Annotated in this window: 24 protein-coding genes; 13 read left to right on the top strand and 11 right to left on the bottom strand. The window is 69.4% G+C overall.

The window, feature by feature from the left end:
• Positions 1-128: 128 nt before the first annotated feature.
• The 6 genes from ABD357_RS11615 to hisN all read right to left on the bottom strand — a co-directional run bounded on the left by ABD357_RS11615 (position 129) and on the right by hisN (position 4,945).
• Positions 129-1,259: an ABC transporter substrate-binding protein gene (locus tag ABD357_RS11615; protein ID WP_344389569.1), complete on the bottom strand. Its 1,131-nt coding sequence runs from the start codon at positions 1,257-1,259 to the stop codon at positions 129-131.
• On the bottom strand, positions 1,256-2,128 hold the full coding sequence (locus tag ABD357_RS11620; RefSeq protein ID WP_344389570.1) for an ABC transporter permease: 873 nt from the start codon (positions 2,126-2,128) through the stop codon (positions 1,256-1,258). The genes ABD357_RS11615 and ABD357_RS11620 overlap by 4 nt, the downstream gene beginning before the upstream one ends.
• Positions 2,125-2,892, bottom strand: a complete 768-nt coding sequence (locus ABD357_RS11625; protein ID WP_344389571.1) for an ABC transporter ATP-binding protein — start codon at positions 2,890-2,892, stop codon at positions 2,125-2,127. Before ABD357_RS11625 ends, ABD357_RS11620 begins: the two co-directional genes overlap by 4 nt.
• A gap of 140 nt (positions 2,893-3,032) precedes the next feature.
• Positions 3,033-3,449: a Fur family transcriptional regulator gene (locus ABD357_RS11630; protein WP_344389572.1), complete on the bottom strand. Its 417-nt coding sequence runs from the start codon at positions 3,447-3,449 to the stop codon at positions 3,033-3,035.
• A 140-nt stretch (positions 3,450-3,589) separates the two neighbouring features.
• Positions 3,590-3,982 carry a CBS domain-containing protein gene (locus tag ABD357_RS11635; RefSeq protein ID WP_344389573.1) on the bottom strand — a complete coding sequence of 131 codons (393 nt, stop codon included), beginning with the start codon at positions 3,980-3,982 and terminating at the stop codon, positions 3,590-3,592.
• 162 nt (positions 3,983-4,144) lie between these two features.
• Positions 4,145-4,945: a histidinol-phosphatase gene (hisN, locus tag ABD357_RS11640; protein WP_344389574.1), complete on the bottom strand. Its 801-nt coding sequence runs from the start codon at positions 4,943-4,945 to the stop codon at positions 4,145-4,147.
• A 199-nt stretch (positions 4,946-5,144) separates the two neighbouring features.
• On the opposite strand from hisN, the gene ABD357_RS11645 reads away from it, so the two are divergent.
• Positions 5,145-5,756, top strand: coding sequence for a TetR/AcrR family transcriptional regulator (locus tag ABD357_RS11645; RefSeq protein ID WP_344389575.1), 612 nt, complete (start codon positions 5,145-5,147; stop codon positions 5,754-5,756).
• A 257-nt stretch (positions 5,757-6,013) separates the two neighbouring features.
• On the opposite strand, the gene ABD357_RS11650 is transcribed toward ABD357_RS11645, so the two are convergent.
• The 4 genes from ABD357_RS11650 to ABD357_RS11665 form a co-directional block, all read right to left on the bottom strand.
• Positions 6,014-6,337, bottom strand: coding sequence for a DMT family transporter (locus ABD357_RS11650; protein WP_344389577.1), 324 nt, complete (start codon positions 6,335-6,337; stop codon positions 6,014-6,016).
• Between the two features lie 121 nt (positions 6,338-6,458).
• Positions 6,459-7,469, bottom strand: a complete 1,011-nt coding sequence (gene rsgA, locus ABD357_RS11655) for a ribosome small subunit-dependent GTPase A (RefSeq protein ID WP_344389578.1) — start codon at positions 7,467-7,469, stop codon at positions 6,459-6,461.
• Positions 7,470-7,485: 16 nt separating this feature from the next.
• Positions 7,486-8,802, bottom strand: coding sequence for a 3-phosphoshikimate 1-carboxyvinyltransferase (gene aroA, locus ABD357_RS11660; protein ID WP_344389579.1), 1,317 nt, complete (start codon positions 8,800-8,802; stop codon positions 7,486-7,488).
• Between the two features lie 82 nt (positions 8,803-8,884).
• Positions 8,885-9,607, bottom strand: a complete 723-nt coding sequence (locus ABD357_RS11665; RefSeq protein WP_344389580.1) for a M50 family metallopeptidase — start codon at positions 9,605-9,607, stop codon at positions 8,885-8,887.
• A 50-nt stretch (positions 9,608-9,657) separates the two neighbouring features.
• Here ABD357_RS11665 and ABD357_RS11670 point away from each other — a divergent pair, with 50 nt between their 5' ends.
• The 4 genes from ABD357_RS11670 (at position 9,658) to rsrA (ending at position 12,487) form a co-directional block, all read left to right on the top strand.
• Positions 9,658-10,473: an SOS response-associated peptidase gene (locus tag ABD357_RS11670; protein ID WP_344389581.1), complete on the top strand. Its 816-nt coding sequence runs from the start codon at positions 9,658-9,660 to the stop codon at positions 10,471-10,473.
• Position 10,474: 1 nt separating this feature from the next.
• Positions 10,475-11,119: an alpha/beta hydrolase family protein gene (locus tag ABD357_RS11675; RefSeq protein WP_344389583.1), complete on the top strand. Its 645-nt coding sequence runs from the start codon at positions 10,475-10,477 to the stop codon at positions 11,117-11,119.
• Positions 11,120-11,504: 385 nt separating this feature from the next.
• Positions 11,505-12,188: an RNA polymerase sigma factor SigR gene (gene sigR / locus ABD357_RS11680; RefSeq protein ID WP_344389585.1), complete on the top strand. Its 684-nt coding sequence runs from the start codon at positions 11,505-11,507 to the stop codon at positions 12,186-12,188.
• The gene (gene rsrA, locus ABD357_RS11685) at positions 12,185-12,487 is read left to right on the top strand and encodes a mycothiol system anti-sigma-R factor (protein WP_344389587.1); all 303 of its coding nucleotides are present in this window, start codon (positions 12,185-12,187) and stop codon (positions 12,485-12,487) included. Before sigR ends, rsrA begins: the two co-directional genes overlap by 4 nt.
• Before the next feature lie 96 nt (positions 12,488-12,583).
• On the opposite strand, the gene ABD357_RS11690 is transcribed toward rsrA, so the two are convergent.
• Positions 12,584-12,949, bottom strand: coding sequence for a hypothetical protein (locus tag ABD357_RS11690; RefSeq protein WP_344389589.1), 366 nt, complete (start codon positions 12,947-12,949; stop codon positions 12,584-12,586).
• A 152-nt stretch (positions 12,950-13,101) separates the two neighbouring features.
• Here ABD357_RS11690 and ABD357_RS11695 point away from each other — a divergent pair, with 152 nt between their 5' ends.
• The 8 genes from ABD357_RS11695 (at position 13,102) to ABD357_RS11730 (ending at position 19,936) form a co-directional block, all read left to right on the top strand.
• Complete coding sequence (locus tag ABD357_RS11695) at positions 13,102-13,476, top strand: hypothetical protein (RefSeq protein ID WP_344389590.1); 375 nt, start codon at positions 13,102-13,104, stop codon at positions 13,474-13,476.
• The gene (locus ABD357_RS11700) at positions 13,473-14,312 is read left to right on the top strand and encodes a hypothetical protein (RefSeq protein WP_344389591.1); all 840 of its coding nucleotides are present in this window, start codon (positions 13,473-13,475) and stop codon (positions 14,310-14,312) included. The genes ABD357_RS11695 and ABD357_RS11700 overlap by 4 nt, the downstream gene beginning before the upstream one ends.
• Entirely contained in the window at positions 14,312-14,671 is a 360-nt protein-coding gene (locus tag ABD357_RS11705; protein WP_344389592.1) for a hypothetical protein, read from the top strand. Before ABD357_RS11700 ends, ABD357_RS11705 begins: the two co-directional genes overlap by 1 nt.
• A 136-nt stretch (positions 14,672-14,807) precedes the next feature.
• Positions 14,808-15,197, top strand: coding sequence for a roadblock/LC7 domain-containing protein (locus ABD357_RS11710; RefSeq protein WP_344389594.1), 390 nt, complete (start codon positions 14,808-14,810; stop codon positions 15,195-15,197).
• Positions 15,198-15,343: 146 nt separating this feature from the next.
• Positions 15,344-16,324, top strand: coding sequence for a tetratricopeptide repeat protein (locus tag ABD357_RS11715; RefSeq protein WP_344389596.1), 981 nt, complete (start codon positions 15,344-15,346; stop codon positions 16,322-16,324).
• 127 nt (positions 16,325-16,451) lie between these two features.
• Positions 16,452-17,102, top strand: coding sequence for a peptide deformylase (gene def / locus ABD357_RS11720; protein WP_344389598.1), 651 nt, complete (start codon positions 16,452-16,454; stop codon positions 17,100-17,102).
• 378 nt (positions 17,103-17,480) lie between these two features.
• Positions 17,481-18,566, top strand: a complete 1,086-nt coding sequence (cyc1, locus tag ABD357_RS11725; protein WP_344389600.1) for an epi-isozizaene synthase — start codon at positions 17,481-17,483, stop codon at positions 18,564-18,566.
• Positions 18,563-19,936, top strand: coding sequence for a bifunctional albaflavenone monooxygenase/terpene synthase (locus ABD357_RS11730; protein WP_344389602.1), 1,374 nt, complete (start codon positions 18,563-18,565; stop codon positions 19,934-19,936). Before cyc1 ends, ABD357_RS11730 begins: the two co-directional genes overlap by 4 nt.
• The last annotated feature ends 19 nt before the right edge of the window (positions 19,937-19,955 follow it).

Raw genomic sequence — 19,955 nt, forward strand, 5'->3', positions numbered from 1 at the left:
TGGCAACGGTTGAGATCAGCTGGATGAACCGCCGGATGCGTGGCCCGCATGTCCGGTGGTGTGAGAGGAGGGACGGGCGACCCGTCCCTCCTACTCGATTTGTGATGGCGCTCTACGACCGGGTGTATTCACGGCCGGTGGCCCACCGCCTCCCCGTACAGCGCACGGTCGACCAGCCGGGACTCCGGAAGCGGATCGCCGTCCGAGACGCCCGCCGCGCGGTACGCGGACTGGAGGCGGTTCGTCGTCCCCGCGCGGATCTCCCAGTCGATGCGGAGGGAGGGCGTCGACTCCAGGACCGTACGGTCCGTCTTCATGAGCTTGGCCAGCTCGGCCACGAAGGCAGGGTCCTTCTTGTAGTCGTCGGCGAAGTAGGTGTTGATGGTGCGGATGTACGCCCGCAGCAGCGCAACCCCGGCGTCCACATCGTCCGTCAGCAGGTTCGGGCCGAACAACATGCCGCCCAGGGGCTCGCCGGCCGGCTGGCCGCCGAGGAAGGCGTAGCGGTCGTCGCCGTCGACCTTGCGCCAGACAGGGTCGAGAAGCCAGGCGGAGTCGACACCTCCGTTCTGGAGGGCAGTCAGGACGTCGGCCGAGCCGAGCGCCTGGAACCGGACCTTGTCGAGGCCGCCGCCGTGCTTCTTCAGGGCCTGGTTCATCGGATACGCGATGACCGACCCCTTGCCGATCATCGTGCCGAGCTTGCGGTCGGCCATGGGAACGCGCGACGCGCTCTCGCCGTCCTCCAGCCGCACCCACAGGCCGCTCTTCGACTTCGGGTCGGGCGAGAAGTTCCCGGCGACCCACTTGATGTCGAAGCCGCTGTTGACGCCATTGATCACGGCGGCCTCGGGAGCGGCCCACTGGGCGTCGATGTCGCCCTTCGCGAGCAGCGGCAGCGCGTCCGGCGTCGGCAGCACCCTCAACGTGACGTCGAGGCCTTCCTTCTTGAACTCGCCCTTTGCCAGGGCCACTTGAAGCGGAGCCACGTACTCCGCGCTGAGTGTGCCGGTTGCGATCGTCAGCTTCCGGCGCTCGGTCAAGGGCTGTGGGGCCGGGGTGCCCTTGGCGCAGCGCGCGGGGGTACGGTCCGCCGCCAGGTCGGCCGGATCCGTCCAGCTCCCCTCCCCGCAGCCGGACACCGCCTTGATGGTGCGAGGCTCGGACGCCCCAGCACCCTCCCCGGAGTCCTGGGCGGCGCACCCCGACGCAACCAGCAGCGCACCCGCCACCAGGGCACCTTGCACCGAACGCCTCATGACTGCCCCCTTCCCCGGTCGCGCGGCGCCCACGGAGTGAGCAACCGCCCCAGAATCCGCACCAGTTCGGAAAAGACGACGCCGAGTACGGCGACGCAGACGATCCCGACGAACATCACGTCGTTCTGGAAGAGCGCCCGCGAGTCGAAGATCAGATGGCCCAGACCGTTCGCCGCGGCGATCTGCTCCGAGGCGACGATGACCAGCACCGCCACCCCCGCCGCGATCCGGGCGCCCACCAGGACCGCGGGCAGTGAGGCCGGCAGCAGCACATGCCGGAACATCTGCCAGGACGAGGCCCCGAAGACCTGTCCCGCGTCGCGATACCCGGCCGGTATCGACATCACGGCCGACATCGTGGAGATCCACACGAAGAAGAAGACGGTGGCCGCCACCAGCGCCACCTGCGGGCCCTCGCCGAGCCCGAACATGTTCAGGAAGATCGGAAGCAGGGCCAGCTTCGGTACGACGTACAGCGCGTCCAGAAGCGGCTCGAGTGCCGCGCGTACGAGGGAGAGCGAGCCCATCAGCAGGCCCAGCGCGTAGCCCGAGGCCGTGCCGATCGCGTACCCGGCCAGTACGCGCTTGAGAGTGGCCCACACGTCCGGCCACAGGTCGCCGGCCGCAGCGCGGTCCCAGCCGTCGGCCAGGATCGTGGTGGGGGCCGGGTAGACGCGGTCGTCGATCCAGGCCTGGGCGGCGGCCAGCTGCCACAGCAGGACCAGCACCAGGGGCACAGCGACGGCGAGGGACAGCTCCAGGGTGCGGCGTCTGCGGTGGGTGCGTACGGGGTGCAGCTCGCGTGGGCCCGGGCGGCGGACCAGTACGGGTGACGAATCGGTACGCTCCTTGCGTACGGCCGTGTTCATGCGGGCACCGCCTCCGGACGCAGCAGCTGCCACAACTCGCTCTTCAGGGCGGTGAATTCGGGAGCCGAGCGGACCTCGCCGGAGCGCGGGCGCGGGAACGGCGGGCGGCGTTCGGCGATGAACCGGCCCGGGCGCGCGGACATCACCAGGACGCGGTCGCCGAGGAAGATCGCCTCTTCCAGGCTGTGCGTGATGAAGAGGGTGGTCGTGCGGGTCGTCTGGGTGAGCTCCAGGAGCTCGTCCTGGAGGATCATGCGCAGCTGGGCGTCGAGCGCGGCGAACGGCTCGTCCATCAGCAGGATTTCGGGCTCCACGGCCAGCGCGCGGGCGATCGCCACGCGCTGGCGCATGCCGCCGGAGAGCGTGGCGGGGTACGCGGAGGCGAAGTCCGCGAGGCCGAGGCGCGCGAGCCAGTCGCGGGCCCGGGCGTTCGCCTCGCGGCGCGGGAGGCGCTGGATGTCCAGGCCGAAGCGGACGTTCGCGAGGACGCTCTTCCAGTCGTAGATGCCGTAGTCCTGGAAGATCATGGCGGCCGGGCGGGAGCTGGTGGTGCGGATCGCCAACTCGCCCGTGCTGGGGCGCAACAGACCTGAGGCGATCCGCAGGAGCGTGGACTTTCCGCAGCCGGACGGGCCGACGATGCAGACGAACTCGCCGGGAGCGACGGTCAGGTCCAGCGGGCCCAGGGCGTCCACGGCGCCGGGGCCCCGGCCGAAGGTCCGGCTCAGATCAGTGGCTTGGAGTTTGGGGTGCGGCTCTCCCACGGTGTCTCCTCGCGGAGTGCGGTACGGACTGGTGGGCGCCGTCGACGATATGACGGCCCGTCAGATTCGGGAAGTCCGCGCGCAGCAGAAAGCCCCGGCTCCCATGGGGTGCCGGGGCTTCGAGGAGTCGTGTCTGCGGATCAGGCCGCCGCGCAGTTCGGGCACACGCCCCGGTATGTCACCTCGACGGCCGAGACCGAGAATCCGAAGCGCTCGGAGTCGGGGAGGTCGGCAAGGGGGTTGCCGCTCGGGTGGACGTCGCGGATCGCGCCGCACTGGGCGCAGACCAGGTGGTGGTGCGGACGGTGCGCGTTCGGGTCGTACCGCTTGGCGCGTTTGTCCGTGGCGACTTCCATCACCTCGCCGAGTGAGACCAGCTCACCCAGCGTGTTGTAGACGGTCGCGCGGGAGATCTCGGGCAGCTTGGCGACGGCGCGCGCATGGACCTCGTCGGCCGTCAGGTGGACGTGGTCGCCGTCGAGGACCTCGGCCACGACGCGGCGCTGCGCGGTCATGCGCCAGCCACGTCCGCGCAGTCGTTCCAACAGGTCACTCATAAAGCGCAGTCTAACAGCAGTTGAGGCCAATCCCGAACGGGTGTGATTTTGGAGCTCTACTGGACTTGGACTTTATCCAGGGTAGGAGTGGAGGCGGGCCGGGCCGGTCCCCCTTGCGCGGGTCCGGCCCGCCCTGCCGCTCAGGCCGGTGCGTGCTGCCGCAGCGGAGCCCAGCAGCGGATGATGTCGCGGACCGAGACGATGCCGATGGGCTCGCCCTGGTCGAGGACGATCAGGTGCCGGAAGCCGCCGTGCGCCATGGCGTGCGCCGCCTCCTCCAGCGTCCAGGACGGCGCGGCGAACACGACGTCGGTGGTGGTGTGGGCGTGGGCCCGCTCGGCGTCCGGGCTCTGGCCCAGGCCGACGGAGTTGAGGATGTCGCGCTCGGTGAGAATGCCGAGCCCGCTGTCGTCGGGGTCGAGGACCACGGCTGCGCCGATACGTCGTGCGGACATCAGCGCGGCGGCCTGCCGGAGGGTGTGATCGGGTCCGATGGTGAGGACCACCGTGCTCATGGCGTCACGGACGAGCATGGATGGAGCCACCTCCTACGAATCCGGCTTGAGAGCGGATTCACATGTTCACAAGTGGGGGGACTCTCAGAGTCGCAGTTAAAGGGGGAGTCAACAAGAGGGCGGGTACGAGCGCTTTGGGGTGCGCTGTCCTCCGGTTAGCGCCGGTGGTCTCAGTCGGCCTCAGTAGCGGTGGTTGAGATAGCCCAGCAGCTCGTCGTGCAGGAGGCCGTTCGACGCGGCGGCGTTCCCGCTGTGCGGGCCCGGGCGGCCGTCGAGGCCGGTGAAGCTGCCGCCCGCCTCGGTCACGATGATCGCGTTCGCCGCCATGTCCCACAGCGACAGCTCGGGCTCCGCGCAGATGTCGACCGAGCCCTCGGCGACCATCATGTACGGCCAGAAGTCGCCGTACGCGCGCGTGCGCCACACCTCGCGGGTCAGGTCCAGGAAGCCGTCCAGCAGGCTCCGCTCCTCCCAGCCGCCCAGCGAGGAGTACGCGAAGGAGGCGTCCGACATGCGCGAGACCCGCGAGACATGCAACCGGGACGCAGAGGTCAGACTGCGCCCGCTGAACGCGCCGTGCCCCTTCGCGGCCCACCAGCGGCGGCCGAGCGCGGGCGCGGAGACCACGCCGACGACGGGCTGGTAGCCGCCCTCGCTCGCCTCCATCAGTGCGATCAGGGTGGCCCATACCGGCACCCCGCGTACGTAGTTCTTGGTGCCGTCGATCGGGTCGATCACCCAGCGGCGGGGGCCCGTGCCCTCGACGCCGTACTCCTCGCCGAGGACCGCGTCCCGCGGGCGGGCCCGCTGGAGGTGGCCGCGGATCAGCTCCTCGGCGGCCTTGTCGGCCTCGCTCACCGGCGTCAGGTCCGGCTTGGTCTCGACCTTGAGGTCGAGCGCCTTGAAGCGGTCCATGGTCGCGGCGTCGGCGGCGTCCGCCAGGACGTGGGCGAGGCGCAGGTCATCGCGGTAGTCGGGCATGGCTGCACCGTATCTGCCCCGTTCGGCCGGGGGCCATACCGTCCGGGTGGTCCCTACAGGACCTCCCCTGCCGGATCGGTGATCACTTCCTCCGCGCATGGCGGCGACGTACGCCCCCTTGATGCCGCCGCGAACCCTTGACAGTGGCCCCATGCGCGTCAACTCTGAGCGGCAGAGCCGATCGCCCAGGGAGGCGACGATGCCTGCAGCACGCGAATCCCTCCTCGACGCCGCTTATACGTCGCTCGCGCGCCGTCCGTGGTCCGCGGTGCGGATGGTCGATGTGGCCGCCGTGGCCGGGGTCTCCCGGCAGACCCTGTACAACGAGTTCGGCAGCAAGGAAGGGCTCGCACGGGCCCTCGTACGTCGGGAGGCCGACGCCTACCTCGCGGGCGTGGAGCGCGCTCTGGTCAGCCATGGCGAGCCGCGCGAGCGGTTGGCGGCGATCGCGGAGTGGACCGCTTCGGCGGCTCGCGGGAACCCCTTGGTGCGGGCCGTGCTCACCGGGTGCTGGAGCGAGCGGCTGCCGTCGCCGACGCTGTCCGCGGTGCCGTCCTCCTCCGCCGTGCCGGCGCAGCGGCGGGCCGACGGGCCGCTGCCGTCGCCGGGGGACTTCGTGCAGGTGGTGCGCGACCGGGCGGTTGCGGCGCTCACGGCTGTGGGGGCTACGAAGTCGGAGACGGCGGAGTTGGCGCGGGCCTGTGAGCTGGTGGTGCGGCTGGGGTTGTCGTGCGTGGTGGCTCCCGCCGGGGAAGGAGGGACCGTGGGGCTGGTCCGGGACGCCTTAGCCACTGTGCGGGTGGTGAGTTGACGCGGTTGCGCACCGCTGGACGCGCTGGTTAGAAGCGGTCGCGCTCCGCTGAAGCGCCGGTTCGAAGCTGCGGGTTCGTTGTGGCTGGTCGCTCCCCACTCTCGGCTTCTCTCCCACTCTCGGCTTCGCTCGAGCGGGGGACCCCCATGAGCGGGGGACCCCCATCGCGGCGGAGCCGCATATGTCACAGCCCCGCGCCCCTGAAGGAGCGCTGCCGGAGCCGCAAATCGATACGGCTCGCGCCCCTTATGGAGCGCTCAGTGCGCCGAGCCCGACAGCTGTAGTCCGATCACTCCCACGATCACCAGCGTGATCGAGACGATCTTCAAGGTGGAGACCAGGTCGCCCAGGAAGACCATGCCGTAGATCGCGGTGCCGGCCGCGCCGATGCCCGTCCAGACTGCGTACGCGGGGCCGACGTCGAGCTTCTTCAGAGCGAGGGTGAGGAGACCGAAGCTGCCCAGGGCGAAGATGCAGAAGGCGATCGTCGGCCAGAGTCTGGTGAAACCGTGCGAGAGCTTCAGACAGACGGCGAAGCCGGTCTCCAAGAGTCCGGCGACCACAACCAGCAGCCACGCCATGTGATGCCCTCCCACGTTCCGTGACCGCTTCGTCTGGCTTGGGTCCCGCTTGGTGCGATTATGCCTTTACCGTCGTGGCGCCGATGCAAACAAAACTGAGGTCACCGGCGATCAGTTGCCATCAGTCGCCCTCGCGCCGCTCACGCGTGGCGAGCAGCCTGCGCAGCGAGTACAGCCGGGCCGGATCCGCGTGGCCGTCGGCCACCCACTCGTCCAGCGCGCAGTCCGGCTCGTCGTGGCTGCACGCGCGCGGGCAGCCCTCGGTGCCCGGCTCCAGGTCGGGGAACGCGTGGATGACCCGGGACGGGTCCACGTGATGCAGCCCGAAGGACCGTACGCCGGGAGTGTCGATCAACCAGCCGTCATCCTCGGGCAACGGCAGCGCGAGCGCCGACGTCGTCGTGTGCCGTCCGCGTCCCGTCACCGCGTTGACCACCCCCGTCGAGCGTCGTCGCTCCTTGGCCACGAGCGCGTTGACCAGCGTCGTCTTGCCGACGCCCGAGTGCCCGACGAACGCCGTGACCTTGCCGTCCAACTGCTTGCGCACCCGGTCCACGGCCTCCCCGCTCTCCAGTTCCGCACGGCTGGTCACGACATACGGAACACCCAACGCCCCGTACAGCTCAAGGAGTTCGTCCGGCGGGGCGAGGTCCGACTTGGTGAGCACGAGCAGCGGGTCGAGTCCGCCGTCGTACGCGGCGACCAGGCAGCGGTCGATCAGGCGCGGGCGCGGCTCCGGGTCGGCGAGGGCGGTGACGATGGCCAGCTGGTCGGCGTTGGCCACGACGACGCGCTCGTACGGATCGTCGTCGTCGGCCGTGCGCCGCAGGACCGAGGTGCGCGGCTCGATGCGGACGATGCGGGCCAGGGTGTCCTTCTTGCCGGTGAGGTCGCCGACGATGGCCACCCGGTCACCGACGATCGCTGCCTTGCGGCCCAGTTCGCGGGCCTTCATGGCGTACACCACCCGGTCCTCGACGAGACACGTCAGCCGGCCCCGGTCGACGGTGAGGACCATGCCCTCGGCGGCGTCCTCGTGCTTGGGCCGGATGTTCGTACGCGGCCTGCTGCCCTTGCGGCCGGGGCGGGTGCGGATGTCGTCCTCGTCGGTGTGCTTGCCGTAGCGGCGCATGCTCCGTGTCCGCCCGTCAGTTCCCGAGCATTCCGGTCCACAGGTCGGGGAAGTCCGGCAGGGTCTTCGCCGTCGTCGCCACGTTCTCGATCTGTACGTCCGGCACGGCGAGACCGATGACGGCCCCCGCGGTGGCCATGCGGTGGTCGTCGTAGGTGTGGAAGACCCCGCCGTGCAGCGGACGCGGGCGGATGTGCAGTCCGTCGGCGGTCTCGGTGACGTCGCCGCCCAGCTCGTTGATCTCCTTGGTGAGCGCGGCAAGCCGGTCCGTCTCGTGCAGGCGCAGATGGGCCACGCCCCGGAGGGTGGACGGCGAGTCGGCGAGGGCCGCCACCGCCGCGATGCCGGGGGTCAGCTCGCCGACCTCGCCGAGATCCACCTCGATGCCGTGGATCGCGCCGGAGCCGCTGAACTCCAGGCCCCGGTCGGTCAGTTCGCAGGAACCGCCCATCTCGGTGAAGATCTCCCGCAGCCTGTCACCGGGCTGGGTGGTGTGCACGGGCCAGTCCGGGACGACGACCCGGCCGCCGGTGACCAGGGCCGCCGCGAGGAACGGCTGGGCGTTCGACAGGTCGGGCTCGACCGTCAGATCGCGGCCGAGCAGCGCGCCGGGCGTGACCCGCCAGACGTTCGGCTCGCCGCCCGACTCCGGGGTGTCCACCTGGGCGCCGACCGACCGCAGCATGTCGACGGTCATCCGGATGTGCGGCATGGAGGGCAGCGTCGAGCCGGTGTGCCGTACCTCGACGCCCTGGTTGAAGCGTGGCCCGGACAGCAGCAGCGCGCTCACGAACTGGCTGGACGAGGACGCGTCGATCTCCACCGGCCCGCCCTCCAGTGCCCCGCCGCCGTGCACGGTCAGCGGCAGCGCGCCGCGCCCGTCGTCGTCGATACGGGCACCCAGGGCGCGCAGGGCGTCGATCACGCCGTGCAGGGGGCGCTCGTACGAACGCGGGTCGCCGTCGAAGCGGATGGGGCCGTCGGCGAGTGTGGCGACCGGCGGCAGGAAGCGCATCACCGTGCCGGCGTTGCCGACGTCGACCGTGGCCGGGCCGTGCAGGCCCGAGGGGATGACACGCCAGGCCTCGCCGGAGCCGTCCGGCCCAACGCCCTCCTCGATGCCGACGCCCATGGCACGCAGGGCGTCGGCCATCAGCACGGTGTCGCGGGAGCGCAGGGGGCGGCGCAGCCAGCCGGGCTCGGCCGCGAGGGCGGCCAGCACCAGGGCCCGGTTGGTGACCGACTTGGACCCGGGCACGTGGACCGTCGCGTCGACGGCTCCGCTCGCGTGCGGGGCGGGCCAGAGGGCGGTGTTCGCAGGGTTCGGGGCCATGGCCCCACTCTAGTAGTCGGCCGTGGTTCGAGTGCGGGAGCGTTGTGGCTGGTCGCGCCCCATGGGGAGGGCGCGCCGTGCTTCAGACCTGCAGAAGCCACCCGCCCCCGCCTATCAGCGAGCACAGCGACACCGCGTGGAACAGGAACAGCCACATACCGGCCGGGACATGGGTCAGCCGGGACAGCTGGTCCGCGTCCGAGTCCCCCGCGCCGCCCCGGCTGCGCTTGGCCTGTAGCTCGAACGCGGGACGGACCCCGCCCAGCAGCAGGAACCAGACCACCGCGTACGCGAACGCCGCCTGCACCTGAGGGCCCGTCAACCAGGACACCACCACGAACGTGCCGCCGGTGAGGAGCACCGTGAGCGCGCCGTACGCGTTGCGGATCATCACCAGCATCGCCACGAGGAGCAGCGTGGCCAGCCACAGGAGCGCGGTGATGTGGCCCGCGGCGAGGAGCGCGGCGCCGCCGAGGCCCAGCAGCGGGGGAGCGGTGTAGCCGGCCGCCGCGGTGAGGATCATGCCGAGACCGGTCGGCTTGCCGCGGCTGACCGTGAGGCCGCTGGTGTCGGAGTGCAGCCGTATACCGCTGAGGCTGCGGCCGGTGAGCAGCGCGATCAGACCGTGGCCGCCCTCGTGGGCGATGGTGATGGCGTTGCGCGAGAGCCGCCACAGGCCGTGCGGGACGATCACGGCGAGAGCGGCGACCAGGGTGGCGACGACCACCCAGATGTCGGGGTCGGGCTGGCTGCCGAAAACCTCGTCCCAGAGGGTGGCCAGCGAGGTGGCTGCGATGGCTTCCATTGCGGCGGAGGTCTCCTCTTGGTGGCGCCAAGTCTGGCAGTGTGGCACGTATGTGCGGACGTTATGCGTCGAGTCGTAGGCCTGAGGATCTCGCAGGAATCTTTGAAGTCGAGAAGTGGGAGCCGGAGGAACAGTTCGAAGCCGACTACAACGTGGCTCCCACCAAGGACGTCTACGCGGTACTCGACCGTCCTCTTAAGGACGTCGAAGACCCGAAGCCGGTTCGCCAGCTGCGCCGGCTCAAGTGGGGCCTGGTGCCGTCCTGGTCGAAGACGCCCGAAGGCGGCGCCCGGATGATCAACGCCCGTGCGGAGACCGTCCACGAGAAGCCCTCGTACCGGCGGGCCTTCTCCTCCCGGCGCTGCATCATCCCCGCCGACGGCTACTACGAGTGGGTGACCGGCAAGGCCGAGCGCGATCTGGAGGCCGAGGGCAAGAAGAAACGGCCGCGCAAGCAGCCGTACTTCGTACTGCCCGCCGATGGTTCCGTCTTCGCGATGGCCGGGCTGTACGAGTTCTGGCGGGACAAGACGCTGCCCGACGACCATCCGCACTCCTGGTGGGTGACCTGCTCGGTCATCACGACCGAGGCGGAGAAGTCGCCCCTCGCGGTGGCCCCGGCCGACGGCCCGCACACCCTGGCCGACATCCATCCCCGTATGCCCTTGATGCTCACGCCCGACCGCTGGGACTCCTGGCTCGATCCGTCCCGCACGGACGCCGAGGACCTGCGCTCCCTGCTCGAGCCGCCTCCGCCGGGGCTGATGCGCGCGTACCCCGTCTCCACGGCGGTCAGCAACGTACGCAACAACGGCCCGGAGCTGCTGAAGGAGCTGGAGGCGCCCGAAGAGGGCACACTCTTTTGATGTGACGCAGAGCAACGCACTTGTAGAGCTTGTGGAGACGGACGCGGGTACGGCCCGCGTCACCTGGCACAGGGCGAAGCAGGCGCGGCTGGTGCTCGCCGCGAGCCACGGGGCCGGCGGCGGCATCGAGGCGCGGGATCTGAGCGCCCTCGCCGCCGAGCTGCCCGCGCACGGCGTGACCGTCGCCCTCGTCGAGCAGCCCTGGCGGGTGGCGGGCAAGAAGCTGGCGCCCGCGCCGAAGACGCTCGACGTGGGCTGGCGCGGGATCTGGCCGACGCTCGCCGGACCCGGTCTGCCGGTCGTGGCGGGCGGTCGCAGCGCGGGCGCCCGCGTGGCCTGTCGCACGGCGCTGGAACTGGGCGCCGCCGCCGTTCTCGCCCTCGGCTTCCCGCTCCACCCGCCGGGCAAGCCGGAGAAGTCGCGCGCCGACGAGCTGCTCGGGGCCGGTGTGCCCACGCTCGTGGTCCAGGGCGGCAACGACCCGTTCGGGAAGCCGGAGGAGTTCCCGGAAGGCGCTTACGACCTCGTGGAGGTGCCGTACGGAGATCACGGTTTCGCCGTGCCCAAGCGTGCCGAGATCGGTCAGGAGCAGGCGCTGGGGATCCTCACCGAGGGGGTCGTGAAGTGGCTTGCGTCACTCGCGTAGGCCTGGGTCACGGGGCGGGAATGATGCGGTAGCGACCTCTGTTGAGAGCGGCAGAAGTACTCACACCCAGTACTTGCCGTTCGTAGGAGAGGAAGTCCGCCGCATGGGTTCGACCATCTGCCCGCCCGCCTCCCACCACCACCCTGTGGACGGGCTGCGCCCGGCAGAGTCTGATTCGAACCGTCCCGGTGCAACTGACCTGGACTGGTCGGTCCTGCATGCGGCAAAGACCGGCCCCGTACGGGCGGCGGGCGTACCGAATCGGCGCGCTGCCCCGACCTCCGGACCCTCCGCCCCGACCTCCGGACCCTCCGCCCCGACCGCAGGTCGTCTATTCTCCGATTCGAGTGGGACCGGTTTCGGCTCCACGACATCGTTTGAGGAGGTGGGTCCGGTCACTGGGACCGACGCAGGGACCGAACACGGCCAGGCGGAGCAGCCCGAGGGCCAGGGCAGCGGTACGGAGTCGACCGCGGAGCGCAATGCGCGCTTCGAGCGGGACGCCATGGAGTTCCTCGACCAGATGTACTCGGCCGCGCTGCGTATGACGCGTAACCCGGCCGATGCCGAGGACCTGGTGCAGGAGACGTACGCGAAGGCGTACGCGTCCTTCCACCAGTTCCGCGAGGGCACCAACCTGAAGGCGTGGCTGTACCGGATCCTCACGAACACGTTCATCAACTCGTACCGCAAGAAGCAGCGCGAACCCCAGCGCAGTGCGGCCGAGGAGATCGAGGACTGGCAGCTGGCGCGCGCCGAGTCGCACATGTCGACCGGTCTGCGCTCCGCCGAGTCGCAGGCGCTCGACCACCTGCCCGACTCGGACGTCAAGGAAGCGCTCCAGGCGATCCCCGAGGAGTTCCGCATCGCCGTGTATCTGGCGGACGTTGAGGGCTTTGCGTACAAGGAGATCGCGGACATCATGGGGACACCCATCGGTACGGTGATGTCCCGCCTGCACCGGGGCCGCCGTCAACTGCGCGGCATGCTGGAGGACTACGCCCGTGAGCGCGGGCTGGTCCCGGCCGGTGCCGGGGAGTCGAACGAAGCGAAAGGCTCGGGCTCATGAGCTGCGGAGACCCGCACGAGACGGACTGCAGTGAGGTACTCGATCATCTCTACGAGTTCCTCGACAGTGAGATGCCGGACGCCGATCGCGTCAAGTACAAGCAGCACTTCCGGGAGTGCTCGCCGTGCCTGGAGAAGTACGGGCTCGAAGAGGCCGTGAAGAAGCTGGTCAAGCGGTGCTGCGGCCATGACGACGTGCCGACCGATCTGCGGTCGAAGGTCCTGGGCCGTATCGACATGATCCGCTCCGGCCAGACCGTGCCCGAGCACGACGTGACGGTGACCCCGCAGGAGACCTGAGCTCCTGCGCGACGTACATGCATGACGTACATACGCGTACACCGTGACCCTGGTGGGATCACGGTGTACGTCAGCGGGCCCGGTCCAGGTGCCTGTTCAGACCTCCAGGACGCTCTCGATCCGCTTCAGGCCGTGCCGGGCCAGCGCCAGGTTGCTGCGGGTCCGGTCGAGTGCCATATAGAGGAAGAGCGTCCCCTTGCTGCTGGTGAGCGGCCGGATCAGGTGGTACTGCTTGCCCAGCGTGATCAGGATGTCCTCGATCACGTCGTCGATGTCCAGCGAGGCCAGGGTGCGCATCTTGGCCCGTACGACTTCGGTGTTGCCGGCCGCCGCGAGTTCCAGGTCGAGGCCCTGGCCGCCGCCGAGCGTGCCGAGCGACATGCCGCTTTCGTAGTCGACGAGGGCCGCGCCGAGGGCGCCCTCCAACGTCATGGCTTCCTTGAGCGCGGTGTCGATGTTCATGCTCTTGCCCCAATTCCTCGGTGCCGCTGACCGGTCGATGTCCGGCCATCTACGATCGGATGCAAGCGATTGTGGGTCGCAAGCGGTCAACTTTTTGGCTGGTTATGAAGTTGACGTTCAAAGTACTGTGTGACCCAGGGAGGTGGGGGGGAATGGGGGAAACGAGTACGGCGCTTCAGGCTTCCCTGGACCGGCTCCTCGATTCCCCGGGGGTCACCGGCGTCGCTCTCGTCGACGCGGTCACCGGCCTGACCTACGGCGCCGCAGGAGACATCGCCGAGGCGGGAGAGGGGCCCGAGGTTTGCGAACTCGCCGCCCTCATCGCCGAACGGCTGGGCGCGGCAGGCGCAGAGGGCGAGTTGGAGAGCGTCGTCACCACCAGCACAAAACGTCATCAGGTGCTGTTCTCCGTGGCGCGACCGGGGGGCGATCCGCTGATACTGGCGGCCGGCCTCGACCGGGACCGGGCCAATATGGCACTGGCCCTGCGCACTCTCGGCGACCGGGCCGCAGAGGTACTGGCGTGACGGCGCTCACGCCACGCAATGTGCCCGCGCTGCTGCTGCGGCTCCGCGAAGAGAGCTTCAGCGGAACGGTGCGCGTGTCCGGCTTGCCGGGAGGATCGATTCACCTGCGGAACGGGCTGGTGGGCGCCATCGAGACGCCCGGGGCGCCGACCGTCACATCGGCGCTGCTCACCTCTGGGCGGATCAGTGACGAGGACTGGCTGGCCGCGTGCGCCGCCGAGCCCGACGCTGACCGGCTGGGCGGACACCTGGTGGCCGAGGGCCTGACCGGCGCCGCCGAACTCGAAGTCGTCTGCACCGCAGCCGTGTTCGACGCGGCGTTCGCCATGGCGCTGAGCCCGCCGGGCAGTTGGGAGCTGAGCGACCGTGAGTCCGCGCTCGTCGCGGAGCCGGGCGTCGAGCCACGGCAGCTGACCGAGGAGACCTCGCGGCGCATGGCACTGCTGTCACGTCTGTGGGGACCGCCGGGCGAGCTGACACGTGTCCGGCCCGCTCCGGTCGCCGGGGCCGGGCCCCGTGGCTCCGACGGGTGGCTCGCGCGCCGGCACCGGGACGTCCTGGCCGGCGTCAACGGACGTCGTACGCCACGGGACATCGCCTTCGCGCTGGGCCGCGGACTGTACGCGGTCATGCTGGACCTGATCCGTATGGAGGCACTGAACCTCGTCCAGTGGGAGACCAGGACCACCGCCGACGGTCGGCCGAGCACCGCGCCTCGTGTGCCGCAGGCCGACACGATCACCGCCGTACGGGCACCCGAGGCTGCGCCGCTGCCGAAGCGCAGACCCGGCGGCGCGCCCCCCGCGCAGGACGTCGGACCGAAGAAGGGAGGGTAGTGAGCACCGACGACGACCGAGCGGCACAGCCCCGGGAACGCGAAGAAGCCGCGCCCCCACAGGAGCACGAGCACGACCACGTACACGTGTACGTACACGAGCAAGAGCGCGAACGGGAGAGCGCCAAGACGGGCGCCCGTCCTCCGCCGGATGCCGAACCCGGTTCTCCGCCCGTGCGCACACCACCGTTGCCCGTACGCCGACCGCTGCCCCGACGCGATGCCGCACCGGTCGGGCCCGCACTCCCGCCCGCTCTCTTTTCGATGCTCTCGGCCGAGGAACTGGCCGCCGAGGCGCCCTCGGCCGAAACGCTGCGGCGCGTCCGCCGGGCGCTGCGGGACATTCCGGATATCGGCTGAATTCTCCGGCTGATTCCTCCGCCGGAGTCCACCGGCTGCTTCCTTCGACTGACTTCTCCGGCCGACTCCGTCAAGCCCGTCGAGCCCCATCGAACATATCGGCACCGCATATGCCAGGACCCAAGGAGCACCAGCCATGACCGAGAACCCACCGCCCGATTCCCTGACCGGCATTCTGGCCTCGCTGCGTGAACGGGTGATGGGGGTGTCCGAGAGCGTCCTGTCCACCGTGGACGGCCTCCTCGTCGTCGCGGACACCGACACCGTTCATCCCGAGTCCGTCGCCGCCCTCGCCGCCGCGACCCTCGGTGTGGGGCGTCGCATGGCCGACACCGCCGGTGTCGGTGTGCTCCGCGAGGTGGTGGCCCGATGCGGTTCGGGTCACGTCATCGTCGTCGCCGTCGGCGACCGTGCCCTGCTCACGGTCAAGGGCGACGACGGCCTCGATCTCGCCGCGTTCCAGCGCGAGTCACCGGCCACAGTTGAACAGCTGACCAAGGCGCTCGCCTCCGACGTGGCGCATTGAGCGGTCTGACCCCGGTCCAGGCTGGGTAACCCCTGGGTAATGAGCGCCCGTCCGGCCGTACGTGGTTGGATGCGAGGAAGAGGACAACAGGGGGCACAGTCCAGCCCGAGGCTGCACGCTCTTCGACGAACTGGCAGGCGGGAATCGTGAGGATCTTCGGCAAGGGACGGCACCGGCCCTCCGCCTCATGGCGGCAGGCCACCGACCGCGCGTTCACGCTGATCGGCGACGGCCGGTACGAGGACGCGGGGGCGCTTCTCACGCGTGCGGCGGACCTGGAGCCCTGGCTGTCCGAGTCCTGGTTCAACCTCGCCCTGCTGCACAAGTTCCGGCACGACTGGGAGCAGGCGCGGGCCGCAGGCCTGAGGGCCGTGGCGCTGCTCGACCGGGCGACCGGGGCGCCCGACTGGTGGAACGTGGGCATCGCGGCCACCGGCCTGCAGGACTGGCCCCTCGCCCGCCGGGCCTGGCAGGCGTACGGGCTGAAGGTGCCCGGCGGCGCCACCGCCTCCGGAGAGCCCGTCGGCATGGAGCTGGGCAGCGCGGCCGTACGGCTGTCGCCCGAAGGCGAGGCCGAGGTCGTATGGGGACGCCGGCTGGACCCGGCCCGGATCGAGGTGCTGTCCATTCCGCTGCCGTCCTCCGGGCGGCGCTGGGGCGAGGTCGTACTGCACGACGGCGTACCGCACGGCGAGCGGACCACCGCCGCCGGGCATGCGTATCCCGTGTTCGACGAGATCGAGCTGTGGGCGCCTTCGCCGGTCCCCACCTGGGTCGTACTCCTGGAAGCGGAGACCGAGGACGACAGGGACGCCCTGGAGCGGCTCGCGGCCGACGCCGGGTTCGCCGCCGAGGACTGGTCGTCCTCCGTGCGGCTGCTGTGCCGTATGTGCTCGGAGTCCCGTATGCCGTCCGACGAGGGTGACGGCGAGCATCTCGACCCGCACGACCACAGTGAGCCGGGGCATCCCGGTCCGCTCGGCCATCGCACCGACGGGCAGCTGTGGATGCCGGAGCGGGAGTGTGGGCTCGCGGCGCCCGCCTCGCTGGTGCGGGGCCTGCTCGACGGGTGGGTCGCGGACAGCCCGGACACCCGGGACTGGCGGGATCTCGAAGAGGTCTGTTAGACGTTGCGAAGACGGTTGTCGGCCGCGGACCGTCGTTGGCTGGTCGCGCCCCATCGGGGCACGGATGGGCGCCGTAGGCTGTACCCGCAACTTTTTCTTGAGGATCCCAGGAAGGCATACGTCGGTCATGGCGCAGCAGGACACCGATCAGCAGCACGCGGGCGTGCTCCCCGTGGACGACGACGGCTTCGTCATCGACACCGAGGACTGCGAGGAGCGCGAGGCGGCGTACCGCGAGCGCGGCACCTCGCGGCCCATCACGGTCGTCGGGAACCCCGTGCTGCACAAGGAGTGCAGGGACGTCACCGACTTCGGCGACGAGCTGGCCCAGCTGGTCGACGACATGTTCGCCAGCCAGCGCACCGCCGAGGGGGTGGGCCTGGCCGCCAACCAGATCGGCGTCGACCTGAAGGTCTTCGTCTACGACTGCGGGGACGACGAGGGCAAGCGCCACGTCGGTGTGGTCTGCAACCCGAAGCTGGTGGACCTGCCCGCCGACAAGCGCAGCCTGGACGACGGCAGCGAAGGCTGCCTGTCCGTGCCGACCGCGTACGCGCCGCTCGCCCGTCCCGACTACGCCGAGGTCACCGGGCAGGACGAGAAGGGCAACCCGATCAAGGTGCGCGGCACGGGCTACTTCGCACGCTGCCTCCAGCACGAGACGGACCACCTGTACGGCTACCTCTACATCGACCGTCTCTCCAAGCGCGAACGCAAGGAGGCGCTGCGGCAGATGGCCGAGAACGAACCGCGCTACCCGGTCGTGGCCAACGACTGACCTCCGCGCCCGCTGCCGGTCCGGTGCCGCCCGCCCTGTGAACGGCGGCCGAACGGCGACTGAACCGCCGGGACAGAAAACGACAGTTGGGGCCCGCGTGTCCCCCCACACATCACCGCGAACCACGCCTGGTCGGAAACCCCTCCCGACCAGGCGTCGTTCGTGTGTCCGTCGGACGTTCGATCCCTTTTGTTCTTCATAGAACCAAAATGAGTCACGCAAGAGGGCGTTCTCGGCACCATGGGGTAGTGAGGGGAGCGGATCTGTTCCCTAACAGTCGGTTGTGGTGCTTCATGGAAGGGCGGGGATACGCAAACGACACATGCCCAGCAGAGCGAGAGGGGCATATGTCAACAGGCGGCTGAGAGGGGTTTGTTCGTGCCTGCTTTCTCACGAAGCACCGCAACAACGCACACCCGGGTCGCGGTTCCACCGGCGCTTACTCTTCCGGTGATCGAGACCGAGTTTCCCCGGCAACTCCACCCGTATTGGCCCAGGCTTCAGGAGAACACCCGGGCCTGGCTACTGGAAAAGCGCCTGATGTCGCCCGACAAGGTCGCGGCTTACGCCGATGAGCTGTGCTACACGGACCTGATGGCCGGCTACTACATCGGTGCGCCGGACGACGTACTCCAGGCGATCGCGGACTACAGCGCGTGGTTCTTCGTCTGGGACGACCGGCACGACCGTGACGTGATCCATAAAAGGCCGTTGGCGTGGCGACGCCTCAAGCACCAACTGCACGCGGCTCTCGACTCCCCCCAGGATCATCTGCACCACCAGGACCCCCTGGTCGCGGGGTTCGCGGACAGCATGGTGCGGTTGTACTCGTACCTGAGCAGGAGATGGAACGCCCGCTTCGCACGGCATTTCCACGCCGTCATCGAGGCGTACGACCGGGAATTCCACAACCGTACATCGGGAATCGTCCCCACCGTCGAGGACTATCTCGCACTGCGGCGGCTGACCTTCGCGCACTGGATCTGGCTCGATCTGTTGGAACCGAGCGCGGAGTACGAACTCCCGAACGCCGTACTGAAGAATCCCACATACCGGCGGGCCGCCCTTCTGTGCCAGGATTTCGCCGCCTGGTACAACGATCTGTGCTCACTCCCCAAAGAAATAGCGGGAGATGAGCTCCATAATCTCGGAATCAGCCTCATCCACCATGAAGGGCTGACACTGGCAGAGGCCGTCACGGAAGTGCGCCGGCGAGTCCAGGACACCATCACCGAATTTCTCCTCGTGGAACAGGAGGTATTGCTGTACGCCAACCGGATCGACAACGGATCCCCGAGCGGCGCCGCATTAGCGGCCGCCGTACGAGCGTGTCTGTTCAATATGCGGAACTGGTTCAGCTCCGTCTACTGGTTCCACCACGAGTCCGGCCGGTACCGGGTCGACAGCTGGGACGACCGCTCCACACCCCCCTACGTCAACAATGAAGCGGCAGGTGAGAAATGACCGTCGAGTCCGCACAACCCGAGGCGACCGAGGCCGCCTCGAAGCCGCTCGAACCCGAATTCGCCGGGGGCGCACTGCCCGTTCTCGGCCACAGCTGGAAGATGGTGCGCGACCCGGTGGGCTTCCTCACCCGGCTGCGCGAGCACGGCGACATCGTCCGGATCAGGCTGGGGCCGAAGACGGTGTACGCCATCAACAGTCCGGAACACACCGGAGCCCTGGGCCTGAGCCCCGACTTCGGGATCGGCGGACCCCTGTGGGACACCGTGGAGGTGCTCCTCGGCAAGGGAGTCGTGACCAGCAACGGCGCCACCCACCGGCGCCAGCGGCGGACGATCCAGCCTCCGCTGCGCATGGAGGCGATCCAGCGGTACGAGTCGGTGATGGTCGAGGAGGCGCGTGCGCTGGCCGAGCGCTGGCGACCCGGTGACACGGTCGACGTCACGGCGGAAGCCTTCCGTATCGCCATCCGCATCATGGCCCGCTGCCTCTTACGGACCGACAACATCGACGAGCTTTCCGACCGGCTGAACGCCGCACTCCACATCGTGATCACGCGGCTGTTCCGGCGGATGTGCCTGTCGTTCGGGCCGTTCTACCGGCTGCCGTTCCCCTCCCACCGCGAATTCGACCGCGCACTGGCCGAAATGCACCGACTGACCGACGAACTCATCGCCGAGCGCCGCCGCGTCCCCATGGACGGCCCCGACGATTTACTGTCGGTCCTGTTCGAGGCGAAGGACGAGAATGGCGAGCCGATCAGCGAGCAGGAGTTGCACGACCAAGTCATCTCGTTTCTCACGGCGAGCAGTGAAACGACCGGTGTTCAGTTGATGTGGATCTTGGACCTGCTCACCGAACACCCGGAACACGCGGAGCGACTGCGCGAAGAAGTCGAATCCGTCGTGGGCGACCGGACGATCACGCTTGGCGACGTCAGGAAGCTCACGCACACCAACAATGTCATCACCGAGGCGCTCCGGCTGCGCCCGGCGGTATGGATACTGACCCGGCGGGCATTCGCCGAAACCGAACTCGGTGGGTATCGCATTCCGGCCGGTGCGGATGTCGTCTACAGCCCGATGGCCGTCCAGCGCGATCCGCGGTCGTACGAGCGGCATCTGGAGTTCGATCCCGACCGCTGGCTTCCGGAGCGCGCCAAGGACGTCCCGAAGTACGCGATGGTTCCGTTCAGTGTGGGCAATCGCAAGTGCCCAGGCGACCACTTCTCGATGGCCGAACTCGCCGTCATTCTGGCGACGGTGATCCCGAAGTGGCGCTTCGAGTTCCTGCCCGAGGCGGATCGCTCGACCCATATCGGCCTCACGCTCAAGCCCACCCGGCTCCTGCTGAAGGCCATACCGCGCTGAACCGCGAACCGCACCGCGG

This window comes from Streptomyces vastus, assembly GCF_039532825.1.
GTDB lineage: Bacteria > Actinomycetota > Actinomycetes > Streptomycetales > Streptomycetaceae > Streptomyces > Streptomyces vastus.